The sequence below is a fragment of the Natrialba sp. SSL1 genome (genome assembly GCF_001861355.1).
In the GTDB taxonomy this organism is placed as follows: domain Archaea; phylum Halobacteriota; class Halobacteria; order Halobacteriales; family Natrialbaceae; genus Natrialba.
Window position 1 is genome coordinate 35,954 of record NZ_MASN01000018.1, and the last position, 21,624, is coordinate 57,577.

22 protein-coding genes are annotated in these 21,624 nt (G+C 63.3%); 9 read left to right on the plus strand and 13 right to left on the minus strand.

The features are described from left to right. Positions 1-17 precede the first annotated feature (17 nt). Together BBD46_RS04375 and BBD46_RS04380 are read left to right on the plus strand one after the other, a co-directional pair. Positions 18-2,057: a molybdopterin biosynthesis protein gene (locus BBD46_RS04375; RefSeq protein ID WP_071400535.1), complete on the plus strand. Its 2,040-nt coding sequence runs from the start codon at positions 18-20 to the stop codon at positions 2,055-2,057. A gap of 200 nt (positions 2,058-2,257) precedes the next feature. Next, positions 2,258-2,905: a helix-turn-helix domain-containing protein gene (locus BBD46_RS04380; RefSeq protein ID WP_071400536.1), complete on the plus strand. Its 648-nt coding sequence runs from the start codon at positions 2,258-2,260 to the stop codon at positions 2,903-2,905. A 64-nt stretch (positions 2,906-2,969) separates the two neighbouring features. Here BBD46_RS04380 and BBD46_RS04385 read toward each other — a convergent pair whose 3' ends face one another. The 10 genes from BBD46_RS04385 to BBD46_RS04430 all read right to left on the minus strand — a co-directional run bounded on the left by BBD46_RS04385 (position 2,970) and on the right by BBD46_RS04430 (position 11,117). Further along, positions 2,970-3,620, minus strand: a complete 651-nt coding sequence (locus BBD46_RS04385; RefSeq protein ID WP_071400537.1) for an HAD family hydrolase — start codon at positions 3,618-3,620, stop codon at positions 2,970-2,972. An 86-nt stretch (positions 3,621-3,706) separates the two neighbouring features. Further along, complete coding sequence (gene lwrS / locus BBD46_RS04390) at positions 3,707-4,093, minus strand: LWR-salt protein (RefSeq protein WP_071400538.1); 387 nt, start codon at positions 4,091-4,093, stop codon at positions 3,707-3,709. 209 nt (positions 4,094-4,302) lie between these two features. Further along, positions 4,303-4,584: a 4a-hydroxytetrahydrobiopterin dehydratase gene (locus tag BBD46_RS04395; protein ID WP_006652438.1), complete on the minus strand. Its 282-nt coding sequence runs from the start codon at positions 4,582-4,584 to the stop codon at positions 4,303-4,305. Between the two features lie 173 nt (positions 4,585-4,757). Next, positions 4,758-6,008: an RNA-guided endonuclease InsQ/TnpB family protein gene (locus tag BBD46_RS04400; RefSeq protein WP_071400539.1), complete on the minus strand. Its 1,251-nt coding sequence runs from the start codon at positions 6,006-6,008 to the stop codon at positions 4,758-4,760. Positions 6,009-6,295: 287 nt separating this feature from the next. Next, on the minus strand, positions 6,296-7,654 hold the full coding sequence (hemA, locus tag BBD46_RS04405; RefSeq protein WP_071400540.1) for a glutamyl-tRNA reductase: 1,359 nt from the start codon (positions 7,652-7,654) through the stop codon (positions 6,296-6,298). Continuing rightward, positions 7,651-8,307: a precorrin-2 dehydrogenase/sirohydrochlorin ferrochelatase family protein gene (locus BBD46_RS04410; protein ID WP_071400541.1), complete on the minus strand. Its 657-nt coding sequence runs from the start codon at positions 8,305-8,307 to the stop codon at positions 7,651-7,653. Before BBD46_RS04410 ends, hemA begins: the two co-directional genes overlap by 4 nt. 31 nt (positions 8,308-8,338) lie before the next feature. Continuing rightward, a complete protein-coding gene (locus tag BBD46_RS04415; protein WP_071400542.1) occupies positions 8,339-9,424 on the minus strand; it encodes an Lrp/AsnC family transcriptional regulator in 1,086 nt (361 codons plus the stop codon). 111 nt (positions 9,425-9,535) lie between these two features. Continuing rightward, positions 9,536-9,949 (minus strand): DUF7344 domain-containing protein, encoded by a 414-nt coding sequence (locus BBD46_RS22100; RefSeq protein WP_139173497.1) that lies wholly within the window; start codon positions 9,947-9,949, stop codon positions 9,536-9,538. Between the two features lie 108 nt (positions 9,950-10,057). Beyond that, the gene (locus tag BBD46_RS04425; protein WP_071400543.1) at positions 10,058-10,612 is read right to left on the minus strand and encodes a hypothetical protein; all 555 of its coding nucleotides are present in this window, start codon (positions 10,610-10,612) and stop codon (positions 10,058-10,060) included. A gap of 100 nt (positions 10,613-10,712) precedes the next feature. Continuing rightward, a complete protein-coding gene (locus tag BBD46_RS04430; protein ID WP_071400544.1) occupies positions 10,713-11,117 on the minus strand; it encodes a DUF5778 family protein in 405 nt (134 codons plus the stop codon). 193 nt (positions 11,118-11,310) lie between these two features. Between BBD46_RS04430 and uppS the strand changes: the two genes are divergently transcribed. After that, positions 11,311-12,288 carry a polyprenyl diphosphate synthase gene (gene uppS, locus BBD46_RS04435; protein ID WP_071400545.1) on the plus strand — a complete coding sequence of 326 codons (978 nt, stop codon included), beginning with the start codon at positions 11,311-11,313 and terminating at the stop codon, positions 12,286-12,288. Between the two features lie 202 nt (positions 12,289-12,490). Further along, positions 12,491-12,877, plus strand: a complete 387-nt coding sequence (locus tag BBD46_RS04440) for a DUF7344 domain-containing protein (protein WP_071400546.1) — start codon at positions 12,491-12,493, stop codon at positions 12,875-12,877. 184 nt (positions 12,878-13,061) lie between these two features. Here the strand turns inward: BBD46_RS04440 and BBD46_RS04445 are convergent, their stop codons facing one another. Further along, a complete protein-coding gene (locus BBD46_RS04445; protein ID WP_071400547.1) occupies positions 13,062-13,667 on the minus strand; it encodes an undecaprenyl diphosphate synthase family protein in 606 nt (201 codons plus the stop codon). A gap of 162 nt (positions 13,668-13,829) precedes the next feature. Here BBD46_RS04445 and BBD46_RS04450 point away from each other — a divergent pair, with 162 nt between their 5' ends. Then, positions 13,830-15,188 (plus strand): DUF92 domain-containing protein, encoded by a 1,359-nt coding sequence (locus BBD46_RS04450; RefSeq protein ID WP_071400548.1) that lies wholly within the window; start codon positions 13,830-13,832, stop codon positions 15,186-15,188. Positions 15,189-15,280: 92 nt separating this feature from the next. Here the strand turns inward: BBD46_RS04450 and dnaG are convergent, their stop codons facing one another. Next, positions 15,281-16,726 carry a DNA primase DnaG gene (dnaG, locus tag BBD46_RS04455; protein ID WP_071400549.1) on the minus strand — a complete coding sequence of 482 codons (1,446 nt, stop codon included), beginning with the start codon at positions 16,724-16,726 and terminating at the stop codon, positions 15,281-15,283. Positions 16,727-16,925: 199 nt separating this feature from the next. After that, entirely contained in the window at positions 16,926-17,885 is a 960-nt protein-coding gene (locus BBD46_RS04460) for an ArsR/SmtB family transcription factor (RefSeq protein WP_071400550.1), read from the minus strand. A 175-nt stretch (positions 17,886-18,060) separates the two neighbouring features. On the opposite strand from BBD46_RS04460, the gene BBD46_RS04465 reads away from it, so the two are divergent. The 4 genes from BBD46_RS04465 (at position 18,061) to BBD46_RS04480 (ending at position 21,614) form a co-directional block, all read left to right on the plus strand. Beyond that, the gene (locus BBD46_RS04465) at positions 18,061-18,342 is read left to right on the plus strand and encodes a DUF3311 domain-containing protein (protein WP_071400551.1); all 282 of its coding nucleotides are present in this window, start codon (positions 18,061-18,063) and stop codon (positions 18,340-18,342) included. Continuing rightward, positions 18,339-19,823 carry a sodium:solute symporter family protein gene (locus tag BBD46_RS04470; RefSeq protein ID WP_071400552.1) on the plus strand — a complete coding sequence of 495 codons (1,485 nt, stop codon included), beginning with the start codon at positions 18,339-18,341 and terminating at the stop codon, positions 19,821-19,823. Before BBD46_RS04465 ends, BBD46_RS04470 begins: the two co-directional genes overlap by 4 nt. A gap of 123 nt (positions 19,824-19,946) precedes the next feature. Beyond that, positions 19,947-20,666 (plus strand): hypothetical protein, encoded by a 720-nt coding sequence (locus BBD46_RS04475; RefSeq protein WP_071400553.1) that lies wholly within the window; start codon positions 19,947-19,949, stop codon positions 20,664-20,666. A 48-nt stretch (positions 20,667-20,714) separates the two neighbouring features. Next, entirely contained in the window at positions 20,715-21,614 is a 900-nt protein-coding gene (locus tag BBD46_RS04480; protein ID WP_071400554.1) for a DUF6293 family protein, read from the plus strand. Positions 21,615-21,624: the final 10 nt, after the last annotated feature.

A 21,624-nucleotide genomic window follows, 5' to 3' on the forward strand; every position in this document is an offset into this window, starting at 1 on the left:
GCCTGCGAAGGGCCCGTATGAACCGCAAGGAGTTTCGCGACCTCGCCTCCCCGACGGAGGCCCGCGAGGCGATCAACTCGCTGTCGATCGAGGGCGGCGTCGAACGCGTGCCACTCGAGGACGCACGCGGCCGCGTCCTGATTGCACGGCTCGACGCAGAACTCGACGTGCCCGGCTTCGATCGGGCCAGTCTGGACGGCTACGCGCTCAACGCACGGGATACGTTCGGCTCGGACGAGGCCGACCCGGCCGAACTCGACGTGGTCGGTACGGTCCACGCCGGCGAGGAGCCAGGAGTTGTACTCGAGTCCGGCCAGGCGGCCGAGATTTCGACGGGAGCGGTGATGCCGGATGGGGCGGATGCGATGGTGCCGGTGGAGCGGACGGACGTTGGGAGCGGGACCGGCGAGGCCGGCACGACCGGTAGGCACGACGAGAACGATGAGAGCGGCGAGGACCACGAGAGCAACGGGACAGTACTGGTCCGTACCTCCGTCGCTCCTGGCGACAACGTCATGTTCGCCGGCGCGGACGTCGCTGCCGGCGAGCGCGCACTCGGCCCCGGAACCCGCATCACGCCGCGAGACATCGGCCTCCTCTCCGCGCTCGGGATCGACGAGGTGCCCGTCCGGCGCAAACCGCGCGTCGGCATCGTCTCGACGGGCGACGAACTGGTGCGACCCGGCGGAGACCTCGAGAGCGCCCGCGGCGAGATCTACGACGTGAACAGCTACACGATCGCAGCCGGCGTCGAGGACGCGGGCGGCGAAGCGGTCCTCTACCCCCACGCGGGCGACGAACAGGACGAGATGGAACGAATTCTCCGCGAGGCCGCCGCGGAGTGTGACCTCGTGCTCTCCTCGGGATCGACCAGCGCGAGCGCGGTCGACGTGATCTATCGCGTCATCGAAGAGCAGGGGGAACTGCTGCTCCACGGCGTGAGCGTCAAGCCGGGGAAACCGATGCTCGTCGGCCGACTGGATTCCTCCGCGTACGTCGGGCTGCCGGGCTACCCCGTCTCGGCGATGATGGTCTTCCGAACGTTCGTCGCGCCGTCGATCCGGGAGGCGGCCGGGCTTCCCGAGCCCGAATCGGCGACCGTCACCGGCCGAATGGCCCGCGACGAGCGCTACGGCGAGGGCCGACTCCGGCTGATGCCGGTGGGGCTCGTCACCGATGGGGACGGTAACAGTAACAGCGACAGTAACGGCGGCGGTGCTGATTCTGGTGTCGATGCCGGTGTCGGTGTCAGTGCCGGTGACACCCTCGTCTACCCCGTCGACAAGGGCAGCGGCGCGACGACCAGCCTCGCCGAAGCCGACGGCGTCGTCGAGGTCGGCCCAGAGACGGACTACCTCGAACGCGGCGAGTCCGTCGACGTACAGCTCTTCTCGCCCGACGTTCGTCCGCCCACGCTGCTCGGCGTCGGCGAGGACGATCCCACGCTCAACCGTGTACTCGACAGGCTCGACAACCCCCGATATCTCTCGGTGGGCTCCCGACCCGGTCTCCGGCGGCTCCGAGAGGGTATTCCGGACGTAGCCGTCGTCGCTGGTCCGAGCGGGCGCGAACAGGAGCTCGAGGCGACCGAACTCAGCAGCTGGGAGCGTGACTGGGGGCTCATCGTCCGCGCGGGCAACCCCGACGAGATCGACGGCCTCGACGATCTGGTCGACCGAGACCTGCAGTTCGTCAACCGAACGTCGGACTCCGGCCTCCGCACGAGCCTCGAGCGAGCACTCGCTGACCTCGTGGAAGAACGGGGTGCAGAGACGGAAACGGGAGCGAAAACCGACCACCACGACCTCGCCACCCACATCAACGGCTTCGACGTCGGCCTGCGTGCCCACGAGAGTCCCGCCAGACGGGTTATTGCGGGTGAGGCTGACGCCGCACTCGGCCTGCGCGACACTGCGGAGCGACTCTCACTCGAGTACGTTCCACTCGGCACCCAGACGATGCGCGTGCTCGCGAACCCGGACCGCGTGGAGAAAGCGAGCGTGCGGGAACTCGAGTCCGTGCTTGCGGAGGGTGTTGTGGACGACGGAAGGCTGTAGCCATGTGTGACGCGGGAGCTGTCGCTATAGCCGACAAGAGTTAGTGAGCGCTACGGAGCCAGCGTGTCACTGACTGCGACGAACACGGGTCCAAGCGAACACGATCCAGAACGAACCAACCGCGTAGTGTATATCCTAACAGAAGACAGTCAGCACGCCGTGAACAGCTATTTTTAGGGGATGCCGGTGTACGTAGCGTGATGTCGACGATAGCCGAGCTTCGGCTTCCGGCCACCGAAAATACCCTCGTGACCGCGTTCGAACACACCCCCGAGATCACCTTCGAACTCGAGTCGTCGGTCTCGAAAACCAGGCCCTGTCTCTGGGTCGCAAACGTCGACCGCGAGCAGGCCACGGACGCGTTCGACACCGATCCCGTCGTACTCGAGTACGACCTGCTCGTGGAGTCGGATTCGAGACTGCTGTTCGACGTCGAGTTCGTCGACGGTGCGGGCACCGACGAGCTCTGTGAGACGCTCCTGGTCGACGGCGGCTCACTGCTCGAGATGTGGGGGAACGACGGCTGGTGGCAAGCCAGAGTCAGATACCGTGACCGCGAAACGTTAACCGACGCCTACGACCGCCTGACGGAGTCGGGGACCAACGTCGACCTGCGGCGGATCACCGATATCGCCCAGTCGAGCGGCGGCGAGACTCGGCTCACCCCCGAACAGCAAGAAGCGCTCGAGGCCGCACTCGAGTACGGCTACTTCGAAATTCCACGGAGTATCTCGATGGAGGAGCTAGCGGCCGAGCTGGGGATCTCCCACCAGGCGCTGTCCGAGCGTTTCCGGCGGGCGTACGAGACGCTGGTCAACGAAGAGCTACAGCACGTCGAGCAGTCCTGACTGGGCGCTACTGCACGACTCGTCGTGGCAAGCGCCAGGGAGCACCGAGCAGGCCGCAGCTAGTTCAAAAGAGGTCGTCGAACGTCTCGACGCGGTGATCACCGAGGACACACTGTCCGCGGCGGTCGTGGCCGACGCGCTCGACGTGGATCGCATCGAGGCCTGCGTTCCAGGCCGCACCCACGTCGTTCGCGCCGTCGCCCGCGAGCACGCCGCGGTGGCCGTTTCCTGACACGCCAAGGTCGTCCATCACCCGCTGGACCGGCTGCGGATCCGGCTTCCAGCCCGTCTGCTCAGTACAGCACAGCCGCGCGTCGAACCAGTCGCGGATACCGACGTGGTCGAGCACCGGTTCGCAGAGGAACTCCTGGCAGTGCGTAACCAGCCCGACCGGTGTGTCGAGTTCGGCAACGAACGCCGCGTCCTCGTGCAGATACGTCTGCTCGGCCCGCACCTGCGGATCCTCCTCGGCGTGAAACGCGTCCCAGAACTCCCGCGGATCGATTCCCCACTCGAGTAGCTGTCGGTCGCGCGAGCCGGTCAGGCCGTTCCAGAGGATGTCGGCTTCCTGGTCCGTGAACTCGCGGCCGAGGCGGTCGCCGACGCGGTCGAAGACGCCACGGGTGTAGGACCACTCGACGTCGACGAGTGTGCCGTCGAGGTCGAGCAGCCAGAAGTCGTACTCGTCGCCATCGTGCACGGTCTGGGTGGCCATCGGGACACAGACGTACGGTTTTCGTGAGTAAATGTGTACCGATTTGCTGACCAATTTGCGGGTGGTGTTCGCGGCCGGGACAGCGCTCAGTCCGTGCCACTCTCGACGCGGATACTCGAGCCGAGGTACTTCGAGAGCACTTCGGAGACGGTGTCGGCCTTGAACGCCGGCAGGTCGGCCGCGATTTCTTCCTTTAGCGCATCGATGTACGCCTCGTCGGCCTGCAGTTCGCTGAACGAGACGTCTTCGACGGGCAAACCGAGCCAGTCCTCGGCGAGTCGGCGCGCGTGAGCTTCGTCCGCAACTTCGCCGCGCCAGAGCGTATCCCGGAAGAATCGCCAGCCACCGGTTCCCGGCTCCGGTGCCTCGCGAGTGACGGTAACGGTGGTCGTCTCCGTCCCAGGCTCGAGTGAAATGCCGGGCTGTGCGGGCTGGAGCCGAACGCGAACCCTGAAGACGTACTGTCCGTGCATCGTCCGTTCCTGATGCGTTCCAGCTACTCAATGATGGAGGTGGCAACTCACGGGTGCTGGTGCCAGTGGCGGTCGCGACTGACGACTTGACGGGTGAACTGACGAACAGTGAGGCCGCTCAGCGGGCAGGGTCGAAGAACTGCGGAGCGGTGACGCGGTGCGCGATGCGTGCTTGGTGCGTAATTTTCCTTCGCAGTACGCGGGCTGTACTACGCGTTGTGCTCGGACTCGATCAACTCTGCCATCTCCGTATCTGCATCCGTAATGCCGCCTTCCTCGTGGGAGGTCAGCCGGATCTCGACTTCCGAGTACCGAATCGTGATCTCGGGATGGTGGAACTGCGATTCGGCGATCTCGCCGACCATCTGCGCGAAGTTGACGCCACGGAGGTAGTCGTCGAACTCGTAGACGCGAACGATCTCGTCGCCGTCCCGGTCCCACTCGTCCGGAAGCTGTGCCTCGATTTCGTCGTCTGCCAAGAGATCAGCCATACTCCTCCGAACGAAGGCCACTCAAATAATGATTGTGCCATGTCGGGTTACGTGATACGTTCGGAACTCACTGTATGCCTTCGGCCCACTCACCCGTGAGAGAGTCCTGGTGACATCCTCCGCGCCCTCAAGGGCGGCGGCTTCCCGTCCCGCAGGGTGGGATATTTGCCGGTCTACGACACGACCTGTTCTCTCGTACGAAACATCCCGCTCTCGCGGTCGAACAAGTATGTCGATGGCTGAGCCACGCAGCCGTTACTCCTATCCTCGCCGTGAGGACTCGGAGTTATCTTCTGGCGCATATTCTCCGCTCCGTTGCAATCCGCGTTGGCTACCAAGGCACACGACGAGCAGACGTACAGGCCACGCTCTACGCGGTTCGATCTCGTATCGTCGCCACACCGTGAGCACGTTTTCGAGGTGTCCCACTCGTTTTCCTTCAGCACTTCAACACCGCGTCTCTCACCCTTGTACGCGAGGTACTGATAGATGCGGTCGAACGCCCACGAGTGCAACTTCTTGTTGGCGGTCTTCCCCCAGTCGGACTCACGCACGTCTTCAGGCCAACTCACTGCCAGCGTTCCAACACCGCGTTCAACACACTCGGAGATAATGGTGTCTGTGAGGACGTGGTAGAAGTGTGTCTCCCGCTCTGTGAGCTTTCGACGCGCCCACATCGATTTCTCAGACGGGCCGTTATCTCCCTCGGTGTCATACTCTGCTCGCGTGAAGTAGTGCTTGTCCTGTTTAAGGGAGTTGCCGGGGAACAGGACGTACTCGTCAGGGAATGCAACCGTGGAGATGTTCGTAATACCAAGATCGATACCTGCTACGCCGTCGCCTGCGGAATCGTTGGTTTCGAGTTCGACTTTGCAGACGAAGTGCAGTTCCCACTCGTCGCCGTTCCAAACGGCACGAACGTTCTGTACCGTGTTGACTTCGGTGAGGTCAACGTCGGGACGAGTCTGATACTCGCAGAGCAGGAAGTCCGCCCAGGTCTCTTTCAGATTCGACCCTTTCGACAGTCGGACGCGATTGTTCTCGGGGTCGTGTTTGAAGCCATCTGCTTTGAACGTGACCGTACTCTTGGGTCGTTTGTCGCCGTGTTTGCGGTAGCCGGGCGGATTCGCCTTGGCGTCGTTCTGTCGCAGGTCGAACCACGACTGGAAAGCGTCAGAAAGTTCTTCGATGACTTTCTGACTGGATTGTGCGTTCAGGTCTTTCCAGCACGGTTGGTTCTTCATGTACGCTTTCAACGTTCCTTCATCAGGGATCTCGCCGATTACATCCCAGATGCGATCGATTGTCCAGCGTGCGACGTTCCAGATTTTCGAGGCGGCGTCTCCGAGCGAATCGAGGCCATCGCAGACCTGTCGCTGGTTCTGGATGGAACCAACATAGGTTCGAGTGACCTCGATCGCCATGTATAGCCTATGTAGATAATCCAACTTAATGGTGTGGATTATCGTGGAATATCCAGCCTGCCACCGACAGTAGATTGTGTCGTCCAGCGACGTGATTCACGCCCACCGTAAACGGTGGGATTCTCTCGCTGTTCAAAGATAGCAGTAGATTTCGGCCTCGCCGTTGTGAGTGACCGGTTCCAGCACCAGCGGGTACTCGAGTGTCCAATCGCTACCAGCCGGTTTCTAATCAATCAGTAGAAATCAGTCCGCAGCCCGCAGCCCGCATTTCGCAGTCCGCAGTCCGATCAGTCGTCGTCAGTCGCCTCGAACGCCGCCTCCGTGCGCTGTGCAGCCTGCGTTCGTTCCAGCAGCGACGGCCCATCCTCGTCGCCGAAATCGGGATCGAACAGCTGCAAGGCAGTGTTGATCGTACTCCAGTCGTCCTCGGCTGCGGCCTCCCGCAGACTCCGCGTCGGCGGCGCGAGCAACTGATTCACCAGCGCGTCGGCCATCGCCTCGACAACCTCGCGCTGGGCCGGCGTGAACGACTCGCCCTCGAGTTGGGAGAGCGCCGTCTCGAGCTCCCGCTGTTTGATCCGGGCCGCGGATTCGTACATCGCGCCGATGACCTCGTCGGCGCGGGCGCGCTTGTACTGCTCACAAAGCAGGTCGAACTCGTGGTCGATCATCGCCTCGACCTCTCGTGCAGCGTCGGCGCGCTGCTCGCGCGTCTCCTCGGTAATCGTCTCGAGGTCGTCTAAGTCGTAGACCGTAACGTCGTCGAGTGCGTCGATCGCCGGATCGACGTCTCGCGGTTGGCCGAGGTCGACGACGACGCGTTCGTCTTCGGGCGTTGATGCAGCGTCCTCGCCGTCCGTCCCGACGAAGTGCTGCCGGCCGACCACCGGCTCGTCGCTGCCGGTCGCTGCCACGATCACGTCCGCGCTCGTCGCGAGCGTGTCGAGGGACTCGAGTGGAACCGCACGAACATCGTCGTGCTCGATGTCCGAGAGGAGGTGTTCGGCGCGCGAGACGGTCCGGTTCGAGACGACGAGTTCGTCGACGCTGGCGTCGGCGAGGCTGCGTGCGGCCAGTTGCCCCATCTCGCCTGCACCGACGACGAGTGCGTTCGCGCCCTCGAGCGGGAGCGTCTGGCCGGCAAGTCGGGTCGCGGCCGAGCCGAGCGAGACGACGCCCTCGTTGATCTCGGTCTCGGTTCGGGCGCGTTCGCCGACGTGAATCGCCTTCGTGACGGCCGGTTCCAGCATGGTGCCGATACCACCGGCGGCGCGGGCGTCCTCGTAAGCTGTGCGAACCTGGCCGATGATCTGGTCCTCGCCGAGGACGACGGACTCGAGTCCGGCTGCGACGCGAAGCAGATGTGTGAGGCTGTCGTCGTGGTCGGTGATAACGAGTGGGTCATCGTCATCGACACCAGCGAAGAATTCAGAGAGCGCTGTGCGGCCGATGACGGGGTCGGCGGAAACGACGTATGCTTCGACGCGGTTGCACGTCGAGAGCACGTACGCCTCGTCGATCTCGGGCACCGAGCAGAGATCCGCGACGGCAGCCTGCTGGCTGTCCGGACTTGCGGCCGCGAGATCGTCGACGGTCCCGCTCTCGTGTGTGACGCGACCCGCGGTGACGACACCCGCCGGAATCACGGCTGCTCACCCTTCGATAGATAGTCCTCGCCCAGCACGTCCTCAATCACTTGTCGTGCATTCGGATCTCCAGCACGTAAAGCTGTCCAAACCGCCGGAGAATTGACGACATCGGTGACGAGCTCGCGCCGGCGGGCCGATGGCACCTCCTGTGCCTTGAGTTCCGCGCGCAACTCGCCACAGAGCGTCGCCATTTCGCCCGCGCCCTCGAGTGTCTCCTCGAGTTCCTGTCGCAGGTACTTGCTCAGCGCGGGAGCGGTGCCGCCGGTCGCGATGGAGACGACGACGGGATCCTCGCGGACCGTCGCGGGGACGACGACGCTGCCCGGGTCGCGGTCGCCGGCCCGATCAGCGCGGTTGACGAGGACGCCACGCTCGCGGGCCGCGGTGACGATTGCGTCGTTGACCGCTTCGTCGTCGGTTGCGGCGACGACCAGCGCCGGCGTCGTGCGCTCGAGCCAGCCCGGAATTTCGTCGGGGGCGGGGGTAGCACGACAGCGTTCAGCGCCGCCGAACTCACTAGCTGCGAAGTCGGGACTGACGACGATCACCTCGGCCTCTCGAGCGAATCGGCGGGCCTTCCGCGCGCCGACGGGACCGCCGCCGAAGATCAACACCGTCGCGTCGGCAAAGTCGTGGAGGAGTGGAATCATCGGTAGTGCTGTGAGATGGGGAGAGCGTCAGTTACTCGGTCCGCGTATTCGCGGCCGCGCGCTCGTCGAGCCTGATTCCGGTCTTCTTCAAAATCTGCGTCGAGAACAGCGAGTCCCAGTCTTCGTCCGTGACGTCCCAATACTCCGTCATCGTATCGCGAACCTGCTCGATCCGGCGCTCGCTCTCTGCCTCGCTGCGGCCGTGCGTCATCGCGAAGAAGTTGTACGGCCAAACACCCTCGTGGCGCGGGCGCTCGTAACAGTGTGTGACGAACGGCAGCGAGGCGATTTCGGGACCGACCTCGCCCACAAGGTCGTCCGGGACGTTCCAGACCGTCATCCCGTTCTCCGTGTAGCCGAGTGCGTAGTGGTTCGGCACGACGCCAATGCGTCGGATCTTCCCCTCCTGCTCGAATCGCTTGGCGGTTTGGAGGACCCACTCGAGTTCCTGTCCGATGGCGTCAGCCACGTCGGCGTACGGCGTCTCGGTGAGCGGCAGGCCGTCTTGGATCTCGAGGACGAGGTCACGTTCGGCGGGCGACAGCGTGGACTCGTCGCGTAGCTGGACGTCAGGCCCCAGTTTCGTGAGATCGATGCCGGCGTCCGTCTCGTTCTCACTGGATCCATCGAGTGGGCCGTCCACGTAGAACTTCGCCTCGACGCGGAACTCCTGTTGCTTGGGCAGGTTGTACGTCTCCTGGCCGGTTTCGTCCTCGATTGCAGCGAGCACCTCGGAGACCCGCTGCTCGTCTGCGACACTCACGACGAACCAGACGTTCAGATGCGGGTGCTCGCGCTCGTAGTTGTGCGCGACCTCGCGGTGGGCGTTGACCTGCTCGACGACCTCGTCGAACCGGTCTTCGGGGGCGTGCATCGCGACGAGCGTCGCCGCACCGCCGATTTCCTGGGCGTTGACCAGCGGGCCGAACCGGGAGAGGACACCGCGCTCGTCCAGATCCTGGACCGTCTCGAGTAGCTCCGTCTCATCAATATCGACCCCGCGGTCGCGCATGGCGCTTGCAGCAGGTTCGAAGGGGCGTTCCACGACGGGGAAGCCGCCCTGATAGGCGTTGACGACGGCCCGCTCGCGATCCGTGAGGTCGACGTCGGCGTTCATACTGGTGAGTCACGACTGGCGGAGCATAAGCGACTCGGGGTTGGGTGACCGCCCACGAAGAGTGACGGGAGTAACGGAGTATAGACTCGGCGCAACTGCGACAGCGATCGGCTACTCGAGTACAACAGTCGACTCGAGGTACGGCAGTATGTGTTCGAACGTGTCGGTTGGTGTGACCAGCCCGCGCGCGCTGTCGTAGTCGATGAGACCCGCGTCGGCGAGTTTCGGAAGGTGCGTGTGCTGGAGCGAGATGAAGACGGACGTGATGGTCCGACTCGGAACGTCGAGGATCGACGCTTCGTAACCGCGGTCGATACTGGCTTTCGCCAGGTCGTTGACGGTCAGTCGGCGTTCGTGATCGGCGAGATGGGCGAGCACCAGTCGACGGTGTGGATCACGGAGGAGGGTGACAGCCTGATCGACGGAGAGTGGCTGTGGGGTCGATTCTGATCCCGACTTCGATTGTGGACTCGAACTGGAACCTGAACCCGCATTCGCCGGCCGATCGGAACGAGGGTCTCCCATCACTGTGTGAAATGGATTCCAGCGGGGAGTCGCCGTTGTAGTGAACTCGAAGTCAGTTATACCGGGATCGCAATTCGAAGCGAGTGGTGAGAAACGGGGTCGATGTCGCTACGTCACCGATCCTGTTTGCACTGCTTCGTCACCACGATTGTCGTCACCACGGTTGGCGACCGTCGCGAGCGCCGCGCCAGCGCAGCCGACCAGCGCAGACTGGATCCCGAACCCGAGTGGGCGGCCTATAGCCAGCAACGTCGACGGGAAATCGACCGTGAACAGCTGCCCGACCGTCGCAAAAATGGACGAGCCGCCGGCGAAGACCGCGGCACCAAAGACGACAACGACTGGCACCAGCGCACCGGCGAGCGCCCCGAGGCCGACAGCTACTGCAAAGCACCCGAACTGCGTGCTGGACTCGAGTGGGACACCGAATCGGTAGCCGAGGCCGAAGAGACCGCCAATGCCGAGGAGAAAGGCCGTCGCGTCGATGATGCCGTGATAGAGCACCATCGTTTCAGCCGTCGATCCGAGGCGGGGAAGCCACTGCCAGTGTCCGTCACTGAGTTGCATGGCTGCATAGCCGGGCGACAGCTGGAGGAGCGAGACAACGAGGCCGATGAGTGCGGCACCGATCGCTGCGATGAGTGTGTTCGTCCGGAGGGACATGGATCCCTCATCGAATAGTAGGGATAAAAACATATGGGTGCAGCCAAGAGCCAGTGGTCCGATTCGGAGACTGTACGGGACGAACGCGAAAACGAACGACTCAGTCGCCTTCGACGCCGGTTACGTCGAAGCCGAGCGCTTCGATATCCGCGAGAATAGCGTCGTGGTCGGCGCTTCCCTTGTAGTAGATGACGATGGCGAAACTGCCGTTTCGCAGCAGTTGCTGGCACTCCCAGACGAACTCCTCGTCGTCTAGCGTGAGCCCCTGGTGCTGATTCGAGGAGAAGTCCGTATCGTCGTTGCCCGAGTAAACGTAGCAGTCCTGTGGATCATGTCCTGAGTGTTCGGCGATAATGTCTCCGATGTCGATCGTCGCTTGCATCATCTGGACGTCCTCGCTCCCCTCGTACTCGGTGTGAACAATCGCGCCGTTGAGTTGGATCTCGCCCGGTTCAAGGAGCGCCTTGGTCCGCTGGTACAGATCGTTGTCGATCGCGTTACTCATTGGTCGAAGCGAGAACGTGCGGACTGATAGCCGTCACGGTTCGACGGAGCGATGGCCTCACAGCAGCCGGAACAACGCCGGAGCAGTCGCCCACTCACCGGCAGTGGAGACATGTGTGTTACCCTTGCGCATACTTTCACTGTCGGAGAATACCACACAAGACACATAGTCCCCGACGCCGTCTCATTGACTGATGAAGCGGTGGTTTCGTCGACGCGTCGATGCAGCGTACGAGCGGTTGCTCTCCCGTGAGATTTCCGGTGCACCAACCCACGTCGCCGTGATTCAGGACGGGAACCGACGGTACGCCCGCCAGCACGGCGGCGACGCCCACGAGGGCCACCGCGCCGGTGCCGATACGACCGAGCGGGTACTCGAGTGGTGCCAGGATATCGGCGTCGAGGAGTTGACGCTGTACACCTTTTCCACGGAGAACTTCAATCGCCCTGAAGACGAGCGTGAGGCGCTGTACGAACTGCTCTGTGAGAAGTTGACCGAGTTCGCAGACGCCGAACGGGTGCACGACAACGAGGTCTGTATCCAGGCGATCGGTGAAATCGACCTGCTCCCTGAACACGTCCGGGACGCCGTTGCATATGCCGAGCGCCGCACACAGGAGTACGATCAGTTCGTACTCAACATTGCACTCGCCTATGGCGGTCGGTCACGACTGCTCGAAGCCGCTCGCGGCGTCGCAAGAGATGTCAACGCGGACGAAATCGACCCCGACGAAATCGATGTCGAGACGATCGAACAACGGCTGTACGATCAGCCAGTTCGAGACGTCGATCTGATTATTCGTCCCGGTGGCGAGGAACGAACATCGAACTTCCTCCCCTGGCACGCGAACGGCAACGAGGCAGCCGTGTTCTTCTGTACGCCCTACTGGCCCGAGTTCTCGAAAGCCGACTTCCTGCGCGGAATTCGAACCTACGAACACCGCAAGGAATCCTGGCGGCGCACGCGCGCTCGGCGCGCGATTGCCCTGCTCGGGGCGGTCAGCGAACCGGAGCTAACCGACGCACAGGCGGTCGTCAATCGATTCCGTGATTCACTCCCAGTTGGTGAACGTCCTGCGGGTGTCGACCGGGAGACGACGGCCGTTGCTGACTCCGGTGAGACCACAACGAGCGACGACGGGCTGGACTCGAGTAGCCGAGCAGCAGACTGACCTGAAGCCGGGTTCTTTCAAGACGAGCTATAGTAGCCACTGCAAGTCACTGCACACCTGATCGCCAGCCTGCTCGGCGATCAGTGTGTGAATCGTTGCAGTTGTTCCTATACTGCACACCGCTGCACTGCCTGTTTGCGGCCAAACGTGTTGTCCAGATAACCAGAAGTATTTTATTAATTAGTATGACAATAGTAGCTGAATGTCGTCTGCCACCGCTCCCGTCGACGTCGAACGGTTCGTACGGTTGACGGACGTTGCACTCGACGACGCGTATGCGCTTCTGGCAAACAGCCGGCTGCGCGTCGTCCTCCACGTCCTCTCCGCGTGTGACGCACCCGTTTCAGTCGACTGGCTCGCCGAACGCACCAGCCAGTGGGATGACGATCCACAGGAGACGGTCACGGCCGAACTCGTCCACAACATCCTGCCGAAACTCGACGACCACCGGATACTCGAGTACGATGCGCGATCGGAGATCGTTCGAATGGACGATCCAGTGGTCGCGTTCGAGCACCCGCAGTCGGAGTCGCTACTGGTGTCCGTCACTGAGGGGTGTGAGTCAGCAGCCCGAACGCGGTCGGGGTAGCGAGAAGCCACGGTCGAGAGTGAGATGGCGGTTGGGATCAAGACAGAGGTGAGACTGTGACGGACACGAAGACGAGGACGAACACGAGGACCAACAATGGGAGCGACGCGCGAACATGAGGATTGGCTGAATTGCTGAAGAACGCGAAAGCGGCGAGAGACGTACAGTGCACGCGAAGGTGACGTTACCGACCGAATCGCCGTGAGCGATTGCAGTACTCCCTGACAGCGCGCAGGAAGTCTCGTTTGCGGAAATCGCGCCAGTTAACGTCAGTAAAGTACAGTTCAGAGTAGACGGACTGCCAGATCATGAAGTCAGAGAGCCGCTCTGCGCCGGTTTTGATGACCAGATCGGGCTCCGAGGGAAAGACCAGATGGTCCTCGACACGGTCGTCGTCGATGGCGTCCGGTTCGAGCGTTCCCTCCTCGACGCGTTCTGCGAGCGTTTGGACTGCACTCGTGAACTCGTGTTTCCCACCGAGGCCGATTCCGATCTGGATCGGCGCGTCCGCTGGGTCCCGGTCGTCCGGTCCGCGGACCGCAACGTCACGGGGTGCTTCGATCGTCTCGAGTTCGCGTCGCAGCGCGGGGACCGCCGCGGCGTCGAGGACGCTGACGTAAACGGTGACGCGGTCGGCGTACTCGAACGCCCAGTCGAAGAACTCGACGAGCGTCTCGTAGGCACCGCGTTCAAGCAGGTCGCGTTCGGTGATGACGAGTGCGATGTGCTCAGGGAGGGCGGCGTCGTCCCGGCTGATGCGGCGAGCCAGGTAGCGTTCGTACAGTCCCACAGGTCGGCTTCCGCGTCCGATACTATACAGGTTACGGGTCACTCTCACTGGCTGTACAGTCCCAGTCTGGGGATCGGCGCGGACAGGACCTGTCACCCGTGAAACGAGGCGGCGGCGTGTTCGGGAACCTTCAAGTAACCGCCACAGAAAGACACCGGTATCGTGACATCACCCGTTCGGCGAGCCGGCGTCTTCGCGGCGCTGAGTACGCTGGTACTCGCCGTGCCGCTCGCTGGGATCGAGGTCGCGACCGCCGTCGCAGCGGTGGTCTTACTCGGCGCGTTCCTCGTCACGGACGGCCCGCTCTTCGAGCTGGTGGCCTATCCCGGAGACTACGAGGACCGCCGTCTGTACGGCCTCATCACGTTCGTTCTCGCAGCCGTTGCACTCGGCCTCGTCGCGTTCAACACCTCGATGTCGACTGCGGTTCTCGTCGGCACTGTCCTCCTCGTTGGCTACGGCAACCTCGCAGAACGGCTCGTTCGTTCCCGCTCCGAGAACGACGTGCTCGCGGTCACTGCGTTCTGTCTCGTCGCGACCGTGGCCGCAGTCCTCGGCCAGGTCGTGACGCTGCTCGCACTGTCTGGCGGACCTGGGACCGCCGCGGCTACCGCGACCATCGAATCCGCCCTGCCGAGCGTGCTCTTTCTCGCAGCCAGCGGGGCGCTTCTCGCGGCACTCTTGCGCGATGTCTTCCTGATCTACGACGATCCCGTCGTCATGCTCTCTGCCGGCTTTCTGCTCTGGCTGCTCGCCGAACTCGATCCTGGCCTCGGAACCGTCGACATCGTCCTCGCACTCGCGATCACCGCCCTGCTGGGATACGTCTCGTACGCACTCGAGACGGCCTCCATCGCAGGCATGATCACCGGCGTCCTCCTCGGCCTGCTCACCATCGTCCTCGGCGGCTACGCCTGGTTCGCCGTTCTCATCGCCTTCTTCGGCATCGGCGGCCTCTCGACGAAGTTCCGCTACGGCCGTAAGGAGGAACTCGGCGTCGCCGAGGACAACAACGGTGCTCGCGGCAGCGGCAACGTTCTCGGCAACGCCGCCGTCGCCATCGCCGCCGTTCTCGGCTACGCCGCGAGTCTGGCCGGGCTGTTACCGGTCACCGCCGACCTCTTTCTGTTCGCCTTCGCCGGCTCCGTCGCGACCGCGATGAGCGACACCCTCTCGAGTGAAGTCGGGAGCGTCTTCGAGACGCCACGACTGATCACCACGCTGGAGCCGGTCGAACCCGGCACCGACGGCGGCGTGACCTGGCAGGGTGAGGTCGCCGGCCTCGCCGGTGCGACCATCGTCGGCGGACTGAGCTACCTGCTCTTTCCCGCCGTCGGCGGCCTCGGCGCGGCGATCATCGTCGCGGCCGGCTTCGTCGGGATGACCGTCGACAGTCTACTCGGGGCGACACTCGAGGGCTCACTGCTCGGCAATCAGGGGGTCAACTTCCTCGCGACGCTCTCCGGTGCGGTCGTCTGTGCGCTGTTGCTGGTGGTGTTTTCTGGCGCGCTCCTCGGCTGATCAGTGATTGGGCAGCGTCCGACAGAGAAATCCGATACGACGCACCGACGTACCGCAGCGCAACCCCTTGGTCCACTCTTTTGGTCCGTTCCTTAGCTCGGCGGCTCACTCGCTACGTCCTCAATCGCGTGAATCTGCACGCCCGAGGGCCGCTTCGTAAACTGCCCGAGCGATTTGGCGATGATCCGCTCGACACCGCGGTCAGCCGCTAGATCGAGGAGCTGCTGACTGAGGATGCCATCGAGCACGACCGTCGTCGGAACCGACTCGAGATCCTCGAGATCGTCGAACACGTCACTCGCCTCGATTTCGTCGATGACGTCGTTCTCGTCGTCCAGGTATCGGACGCGGTCCGTGTCCGAGCGGATGATCGCGGTTGCGTGTTCGTAGACCGTTTCGAGGTCGTTCGGATCCGACTCAGCGTCGGCCGCTGGTTCGGGGTGTTGTTGGCCGTCTCCCTCGGAGTGGGCTGCGTCCCCGACACCCGGTGCCGTTTCCGTTGCCGTTGCCGTTGCATCCGCGGTGTCCGCTGGAGCCGTCGCAGAGTCGGTCGAACTCACGTTTGCACGAGCACGCTCGGTCTGGTCGGTCGTCCCAGCAGTCCGTGTAGACTCCGGTTCGGTCGACCCAACCTGCGTTCCACTGCGGGCAAGGCCCGTTTTGGCGTTTGTTCGTGCCGGCGCTGGACTCGAGCTGCCGTCCGTCGCAGCCACCGCCTCGCGGGGCTCGTTCAACCCGGAGACGGTGTCGTAGGGGACCTTGTTCCGAAGTGAGGTGAACAGCTGATGGTGGTCGAGTTCTTCGACAGAGGTTCCGGATGGGGCGAACGCGACGTAGTCGATATCGCCGACCTGCGAGAGCTCTTCGAGAATGAGGTCACCACCCCGGTCACCGTCGAGAAAGGCTGTGACGGTGCGGTGGTTCGTCAGTTCGGCAACGGCATCTGGGATGTTCGTCCCCTCGACCGCGATGGCGTTTTTCACGCCGTACTTGAGCAGCGTGAGCACGTCCGAACGTCCCTCGACGACGATGATCGCGTCGCTGTCTGTGACGCGCGGGCCGGCGGGCAGCCCTTCGTACTCTGTAATATCCTCGACGCGGACGTGCTGGCGCACCTCCGCAAGAATCTCCTCGGAGGACATGACGGAGTCGTCGAAGCCGGTCCGCAGGAGTTCCTTCGCACGGTCGACGACCTCCTTTCGTTTGGCCGCTCGGACATCCTCGATCTCGCGGACCTCGAGTGTCGCGCGGCAGGGGCCGACTCGAGTGATGGTCTCGAGGGAGGCGGCGAGGGTCGCGGTTTCGACCTTGTCCAGGCTGGTCGCGATGGTGACGCTGCCGTGAGATTGGCCCTGTGTGCTTGCGATTTCGACGTCGATGCGTCCGACTTTCTGTGACTGACGGAGGTCGCGCAGATCGAGTTCGTCGCCGAGGAGGCCTTCGGTCTGGCCGAAGATTGCGCCGACGACGTCGCTGCGCTCGACGACCCCGTCAGCCGTGACGTCCGCGTGAATGAGGTATTTCGAGGTGTCTTCCATGGGAGATCTGCCCCAGACGGGGCGCGGTGACGCGAGAGTCGCGTGCAGAGACCGGGTTACTGAAGATTTGGGTCGTGAACGGCAAATAGCTGTTGACATTCGGGACCGCTGTGGGGTTCGGAGACTGGACGGGGAGTCACGGTGCTGTCTGTCACTGTCAGTGGAGCCGGGAGCAGGCAACCCCGTTCGTTGCCGAGCGTTACTGCATCGGCTGATACGCTCGCCAGTACCAGTAGGCCGAGACACCCAGGAGAACGACGAGACCGCCGAGGAAGAAGAGCAGTCCCGGTGGAACCGTCGCGAGGATGGGGTCTGCTGCCTCTGCAACGCCGTCCGTTACGTTTTCGAACCCGCCGTCGCCGCCGTCTGTCTGGTATTCCGTATCAAACGAGTCAGCCGTGGTGTCGACATCGTCGCCAGCGGTCGAGTCATCGGCTGCTTCGTCATCTGCATCGTCTGCAGCGCTTGCGTCGTCTGTATCCTCTTCCTCGTCTGCTTCGGCAGTTCCGAACCCGTCTTCGTCGCCGTTACCATCTCCATCGTCCGCTGTATCGTCGCTCTCGTCATCTGCAGCCGTTTCGTCTCCTTCGCCGCCGTCATCTCCGTCGGCTGCTGTGCCATCCTGCTGTGTCCCGTCGTCCGTCTCCGAATCGCCGTCAGCTGCCGGCGCTGCCTCGTCGCCTGGCGCTCCTGCACCCCAGGTCTCCGCACCATCCGGACCGAGCCACTGCGTAAGTCCGTACTGCACGAGCAGGCTCCCGCCGGCGAGCGCGCCGATACCGCCGATGAGCCGGGAGAGTGCGGTTTTGAGCTGCGAGCCCGCAGACTCGTCACTCGTCACGATCAACGGGCCGTCGGTCGTCGCGTAGACACTCATCTCGTTGCCACGCGAGGAGTACCAGGTGTCGACCACCTCGACCAGGCCGGCCTCTTCGAGGTTCTCCAGGTGGTATCGGACGTTTTGAATCGAGGAGTCGATGGCGTCCGCGATGTCGCTTGGGGTACCGGGATCGTCGTCGAGACAGGAGTAGATCTGACGGGCCGTCGTCGAGGAGAGCGCGCTGAAAACGGCGTCGGCATCTTCACCTTCGAGGTCGACGACACGCGGTTGCCCGTCCTGGGCGGTGGTCTCGGACCGGCGTGGGAACAGACGGGCCATATCGGTCTACTTCCCATTCTCTTGCCGACACATATACTCCTTTTCCTACGTGAAAGAGCCGTTTTAGCTAGCGAAAACCGCACGACTGCACCGCCGTTACCCGTTGAAGAACGACAGTCTTCGATACCGCGTGTCGAAGGAAAGTTATTACTCACGGGCGTGTCGACCACAGCGTATGCGCCATCTGCAACTCGTCGGCTGGCTCGCGGTCGCGGTCGTGCTCTGTGCGCTCGCGATTCCGTGGTTCCTCTGGGACGACGCGAGGACGGTCGCCGGCATCCCGCTGTGGCTCTGGTGGCACATCGGCTGGATGGGACTCGCCTCGGTCGTCTTCTGGCTCTTCAGCCGACGTGCCTGGGGGCTCGGTATCGAACCCAACGGAACGACGCAGACCGGTAATGTGACCTCGGGAACCGGAACCGGAACCGACACCGACACCGGAGGTGACCAGCCGTGACGCTGGCGCTCCAACTCGCCATCATCGTCGGCTACCTCGTTCTCGCACTCGCGATCGGACTCGTCGCCTACCGGGTAGCCGATCGGACGGCAGAGGACTTCTATCTCGCGAGTCGAACCTTTGGCACGATCGTTCTCCTGTTTACTACCTTCGCGACGCTTCTGTCGGCGTTTACCTTCTTCGCCGGACCAAACATCGCCTACCAGCAAGGCCCCGAGTGGGTGCTCGTCATGGGGCTGATGGACGGCATCATCTTCGCGATTCTCTGGTACGTAATCGGCTACAAACAGTGGCTGCTGGGCCAGAACCACGGCTACGTCACACTCGGTGAGATGCTCGGCGACCGGTTCGGTGCGACGTGGTTCCGCGGACTCGTGGCTGGAATCAGCCTCGTCTGGCTCTTTCCCTACGTGATGCTCCAGCAGGTCGGCGCTGGCACCGCGCTCACAGCGTTGACGGGGGGTGCAATCCCCTACTGGGCTGGTGCCGGGCTGATTACGGTATTCATGATCCTGTACGTCGTCCTCGCCGGCATGCGCGGTATCGCCTGGACCGACACCCTCCAGGGCGCGTTCATGCTCGTCATAACCTGGGTGGCCCTGCTCTGGCTGCTCGCTGTCGTCGGCGGACCAACGAGCGCGACTGCAGCACTCGAGGCGGAGGCAGCACAGCATCTCGCACTCGGCAGTGACTACTACACGCCCCAGTGGATGCTCTCGACCGCGATCACGATCGGCTTCGGCGTCGCGATGTTTCCGCAGGTGAACCAGCGCTTCTTCGCCGCCGGCTCTCGAACCGTCCTCAAACGGTCGTTCGCCCTCTGGCCCATCCTCTGTGTCCTCCTCTTCGTCCCCTCGTTCATGATCGGCGCGTGGGCACGCGGCCTCGATGTGACGATTCCGGAGGGCGGGAACGTCCTCCCAATCGTCCTCGCCGAGTACACCCCCGTCTGGTTCGCCGCGCTCGTCATCGCCGGCGCGATGGCCGCGATGATGTCTTCCTCGGACTCAATGTTGCTCTCCGGCTCGTCGTACTTCACGCGGGACCTCTACCGGCCGGTACTCGAGTACCGGTCCGATATCCAGTCGATTTCAGCACAGCGTGAGGACTTCGTCGCGCGGGTTGGCGTGGTCGTCTTCGCGACGGCGTCGTTCCTGGTGAGTCTGGTGAATCCGGCGACGCTGTTCGAACTGGGTGATGCGGCCTTCAGCGAGTTCGCACAGCTTGCGCTGCCGGTGCTAGTGGCGCTCTACTGGCGACGGACGACACGCGCGGGGATGACGGCGGGTATTCTGGCGAGTCAGCTGTTCTACCTCGCGAGCCTGTTCACAGCGATTGTGCCGAGCTCCTACGCGGGGTGGACGGCAGGGATCGTCGGGATGGGGCTCGGACTCGTCGGTACGGTCGGCGTGTCGCTGGTGACGACCCCGGCAGCGGACGAGGAGCGGGCGCTGTACTTCGATGGGTTGCGCGCCGACTAGCGGCGATTGAATACGGTTCGAGCTGTTACTCGGGACGCTTGGCGACCATCATCTCGCAGGTCCGTACGGGCAGTAGCCCGCAGAGCGACACACCGAAAGGCCTCCTCGTTCTATCACGCTCCAATGCCAACCGATCTCCCCTCCTCGCTCGCCGACGAGTGGCAGCTACTCGGTACTCGCTCCGGAAAGACGAGCGTGCTCGTCGCCTCGATCACCGCCGAGACGACGCTCTACGAACCCCTCGACGAACCGGCGACCGCTGCGATCGGCGCGGGCGACCTCCCCGTCAGGTCGCTCTTTGCCGTCGATCTCTCAATCTCGCCAGCACTGTCGACGATCGGCATCGCCCCCGACGCCGCCCTCTCGAAGGCCGCACCCAAAGCCAAGTCCCAGTTCGTCGACACCGTCGCCGACGACGGCCTCACCGTCGAGGAAACGCGAGACATACTCGAGTTCGAAGGGCCGAACGGCGCTGCCGGAAAGTGGTACGTGCTCGACGCGAGCTACGCGGTCGATCCGGACCGAACGCCCGATAGCGTCGACCGAATCGCCGCCGAAGCGAACGTCGCCGTCTGGCCGACCGCGGAGAGCTACGGGGTCGCAGGCGGCGTGTTGCCACTCGAGTCCGTCGCGGATCGAGCGGACGGTTCTGTCGGCGGACCCGGATCCGGACTCGGACTGGATCTCGACGTGAACCCGGAGCGCGACCGTGAGACGATCGCAGCGCTGGTTCAAACGATCGATCTCGGCAGTGCGGATGCAGCCGAGACGGATGGCGTCCTCGAGGACGACGTTCCCGACGAAGCAGCAGGAGCGGACGAGCCGAGCGACGCGGACGCCTGACCACCAAAATCCAATACTGTTAGGGGCTGACCGGTCCAAGTCGGGACTATGCAAACACACATCGTCCCGGTCGGCTTCGACTACGACCGGCTGATCGCCCCGCTCGTACGCGATCAGATCGACGTCGACAGCGTCATCCTACTGGAGGGCGCGGTCGGCAGCGAGGCCAACGTCGAGTACTCTCGGCACCTCTCTGAGAAACTCGAAACCGACTTCCGGAGCCTGCTCGGGGCCGAAACCGAGCGCTTCGTTCTCGAAGATGTCTACGACTACGACGAGGCGTTCGAGCAGGCCTACGACCTGATCACCGCCGAACTCGACGCCGGCAACGAGGTCTGGGTCAACGTCGCCGCGATGCCCCGCACTGTGAGTTTCGCGTTCGCGACGGCCGCGAACTCCTTGATGGTCGAACGCGAGGACGAACGCGAGCAGATTCACACCTACTACACGGCTCCCGAAAAGTACCTGGAGACGGAACTGGCGGAGGAACTCCGTGAGCAGAGTCGGCTCCTCGAGGAACTCAAGAACGGTGCCGTCGAAGACGACCAAATCGACGACCGTCTCGAGAGCGCCCGCGACCTCCTCTCGGAGTTCGACGAGCGCGGCACCACGATTGGCGCGAAGGAGATCGACGGCGCGCACATCGTCGAACTTCCCGTCACCTCGTTCTCGAACGTCAAGCCGTTCGAAGAGTTGATCCTCTACAAACTGGGCGAGGACGGCGAGTTCGATTCGGTCTCGGAACTCGCGGAGTCACTTGCCCGCGAACTGAACGAAGAGTACACCGACAGTTTCCGCTCGAAGGTCATCTACAACGTCGACCGGCTGGGGCCGGGCGGCAAGGGATACATCGAGCGCGAGGAACACGGCAAGTCCTACAGAACGCGGCTCTCCAGAATTGGCGAACTGTGGGTCCGTGCGCACTCGGGCGACTCCGATTCGGTGTAGGTCGTATCGC

Excerpts from the sequence above, each read along its gene's own strand:
- BBD46_RS04475 (WP_071400553.1), top strand. The coding sequence starts at position 19,947 with ATGCCAACCGATCTCCCCTCCTCGCTCGCCGACGAGTGGCAGCTACTC.
- BBD46_RS04425 (WP_071400543.1), bottom strand. The coding sequence starts at position 10,612 with ATGTCCCTCCGGACGAACACACTCATCGCAGCGATCGGTGCCGCACTC.
- BBD46_RS04395 (WP_006652438.1), bottom strand. The coding sequence starts at position 4,584 with ATGGCTGATCTCTTGGCAGACGACGAAATCGAGGCACAGCTTCCGGAC.
- BBD46_RS04410 (WP_071400541.1), bottom strand. The coding sequence starts at position 8,307 with ATGATTCCACTCCTCCACGACTTTGCCGACGCGACGGTGTTGATCTTC.
- BBD46_RS04480 (WP_071400554.1), top strand. The coding sequence starts at position 20,715 with ATGCAAACACACATCGTCCCGGTCGGCTTCGACTACGACCGGCTGATC.
- lwrS (WP_071400538.1), bottom strand. The coding sequence starts at position 4,093 with ATGCACGGACAGTACGTCTTCAGGGTTCGCGTTCGGCTCCAGCCCGCA.
- BBD46_RS04385 (WP_071400537.1), bottom strand. The coding sequence starts at position 3,620 with ATGGCCACCCAGACCGTGCACGATGGCGACGAGTACGACTTCTGGCTG.
- BBD46_RS04430 (WP_071400544.1), bottom strand. The coding sequence starts at position 11,117 with ATGAGTAACGCGATCGACAACGATCTGTACCAGCGGACCAAGGCGCTC.
- uppS (WP_071400545.1), top strand. The coding sequence starts at position 11,311 with ATGAAGCGGTGGTTTCGTCGACGCGTCGATGCAGCGTACGAGCGGTTG.
- BBD46_RS04380 (WP_071400536.1), top strand. The coding sequence starts at position 2,258 with ATGTCGACGATAGCCGAGCTTCGGCTTCCGGCCACCGAAAATACCCTC.
- BBD46_RS04400 (WP_071400539.1), bottom strand. The coding sequence starts at position 6,008 with ATGGCGATCGAGGTCACTCGAACCTATGTTGGTTCCATCCAGAACCAG.
- BBD46_RS04440 (WP_071400546.1), top strand. The coding sequence starts at position 12,491 with ATGTCGTCTGCCACCGCTCCCGTCGACGTCGAACGGTTCGTACGGTTG.
- BBD46_RS04465 (WP_071400551.1), top strand. The coding sequence starts at position 18,061 with ATGCGCCATCTGCAACTCGTCGGCTGGCTCGCGGTCGCGGTCGTGCTC.
- BBD46_RS04375 (WP_071400535.1), top strand. The coding sequence starts at position 18 with ATGAACCGCAAGGAGTTTCGCGACCTCGCCTCCCCGACGGAGGCCCGC.
- dnaG (WP_071400549.1), bottom strand. The coding sequence starts at position 16,726 with ATGGAAGACACCTCGAAATACCTCATTCACGCGGACGTCACGGCTGAC.
- BBD46_RS22100 (WP_139173497.1), bottom strand. The coding sequence starts at position 9,949 with ATGGGAGACCCTCGTTCCGATCGGCCGGCGAATGCGGGTTCAGGTTCC.
- BBD46_RS04415 (WP_071400542.1), bottom strand. The coding sequence starts at position 9,424 with ATGAACGCCGACGTCGACCTCACGGATCGCGAGCGGGCCGTCGTCAAC.
- BBD46_RS04460 (WP_071400550.1), bottom strand. The coding sequence starts at position 17,885 with ATGGCCCGTCTGTTCCCACGCCGGTCCGAGACCACCGCCCAGGACGGG.